Here is a 2223-nt window from a genome sequence, read left to right as displayed (position 1 = left end):
TTGTTTGAAAGAAGAACTTTAAAAGCTTTATTTTCACCCGATAAAATACCCATAAAACAAGAGGAAGCTCAAATGAGCTTCCTCTTGTGAAAAATTGTGGGACAGCAATGATCTTTCGATTCCTTTTTTTATTGCTGAGCAGTTTAGCGCTGCTGGATGACTTTTTTACTTTACAGCTCTTCCATTTCAGCAGGGCTTAAATACTGGCTCAAGATGGCGTCGGTATCTTCACCCAGACACGGTGGTGCTTTTTTATATTCTACCGGGGTCTTGGAAAGTTTAATCGGCGAACCAATCGAGGTGTAATCGTCACGTAGAGTATGCGGCATCTGAATGACCATTTCACGCGCCAGAACCTGTTCTTCTTCCAAAGCCTGTTTCAGGTTATTGATCATGCCCACTGGGACTTTGACTGCATGAATAAGATCTACCCAGTGTTTTGCCGGTTGAGAGTAGAAATGAGCCTGTAAGAGAGTGGTGAGTTCTTCACGATGTGTAACACGTCCTGAATTTTTCAAGAAGCGCGGATCTTCTGCCACGTTATTCAAACCCACGGCCTGACACAGCGCTTGAAATTGCAGGTCATTCCCACAGGCAATAATGAACTCACCTTCCTGTGCTTTAAACACCTGATAAGGCACAATATTGGCATGGGCATTTCCGAAGCGGCCAGGGACTTTACCTGAGGTCAGATAATTCATGGCTAGAACAGAGAGGGAAGCGACCTGGGTATCCAGCAGTGCCATATCAATATGCTGACCTTCACCAGTTTTGTCACGGGACAATAAAGCAGCTTGAATCGCAATTGCAGCATATAAGCCAGTGGCCAGATCAGCAAAGGCTAGACCTGCTTTTTGCGGACCACCCCCTGGAAGGTCATCACGTTCCCCCGTAACACTCATCATGCCACCCATACCCTGAACAATGAAGTCATAGCCAGGTTCTTGAGCACGAGGACCATTTTGTCCAAAGCCGGTAATGGAACAGTACACCAGCCGCGGATTTATCTGGCTCAGACTCTCATAGTCCAGACCATATCTTTTCAACGAACCTGTTTTATAGTTCTCAATGACTACATCGCTTTGTTCTGCGAGTTTCTTGATAATGCGTTGACCTTCCGGAGTAGATAAATCTATGGCAACTGAATGTTTACCGCGATTGGCTGAAAGATAATAAGCCGATTCATGGGTATCTTCCTGCTGATTATTTTTAAGCCAAGGTGGTCCCCAGATTCGTGTGTCATCTCCATGATCAGGCTTTTCAATTTTAATCACTTCTGCACCTAAGTCCGCCAAAATCCGGCTTAAATCCAGTACACGAAAGCCTGTTAAAGCACCCATCGTTACGCTCCTTGTTCGATGTTATTTAGATTGCATGTCGTTTTTAATAATCGCTTTAAAGCTATAGGAAAATGGAAAAACAATCAACTTTATGATACTTAATTTCGTCTAACAAAATAAAACATCTAAAATGATTGAAAAATCATCCTAACTTCTTTAGCCTGATGAAGAGAATAAATACGATTCAAAAATAACAGGAGAGGGAAAAGTCTCGGGAAAGAGACTATAAGAACAGGAGTAAGTACTGTGCTTTGAAAACGGATCGCGCTTAAAGCGCATGCAGACAGAAGTGTGCATACACAAGATCAGAATGAAAAAACCTAAGGATAGGAATAGAGATTTAAATATGACGGAATTAGTAAGAGAGCAAGTTTTAGAAAGACAACTCGCAAAGATAAAACCCACTACCAAACGAACCCAGCAGATTGCCTTTGTATTTGCCTTTTTGGCACTCTTGGTCGATGGCGCAGACATGCTACTGCTATCCTTCAGCTTAAACAGCCTAAAAGCAGAATTTGGTTTAAGTAATTTACAAGCCGGTACCTTGGGCAGTTTTACACTGGCGGGTATGGCGATCGGTGGTTTTATTGGTGGCTGGGCTTGTGACCGTTTAGGCCGGGTACGTACAGTCGTTATTTCAATTCTGATCTTTTCAGTATTAACTGCAGCCTTGGGCTTTACCCAAAACTATGAACAGTTCGCCGTACTACGTTTCCTGTCTGCGTTTGGGATCGGGTCTTTATATATTGCAGCCAGTACCCTGATGGCTGAATATGTACCAACAAAATACCGGACTACAATTCTCGGCACCTTACAGGCAGGATGGACAGTGGGTTATATCGTAGCTACTGTATTGGCAGGTTGGATTATTCCTGAATATGGC

At 43.2% G+C, this 2223-nt stretch carries 2 protein-coding genes; one reads left to right on the top strand and one right to left on the bottom strand.

What is annotated here, in order from left to right; all coding sequences use genetic code 11:
- Window positions 1-170: 170 nt before the first annotated feature.
- Window positions 171-1340, bottom strand: a complete 1170-nt coding sequence (locus B4J23_RS06710; protein ID WP_291359485.1) for a CaiB/BaiF CoA transferase family protein — start codon at window positions 1338-1340, stop codon at window positions 171-173.
- Between the two features lie 346 nt (window positions 1341-1686).
- Here B4J23_RS06710 and B4J23_RS06705 point away from each other — a divergent pair.
- The coding region (locus B4J23_RS06705) for an MFS transporter (protein ID WP_291359483.1) at window positions 1687-2223 on the top strand (537 nt) is incomplete at its 3' end.

It is taken from the genome of Acinetobacter sp. UBA3025 (assembly GCF_002367915.1).
In the GTDB taxonomy this organism is placed as follows: Bacteria; Pseudomonadota; Gammaproteobacteria; order Pseudomonadales; family Moraxellaceae; genus Acinetobacter.
This window is presented reverse-complemented; position numbering and strand designations above follow the sequence as displayed.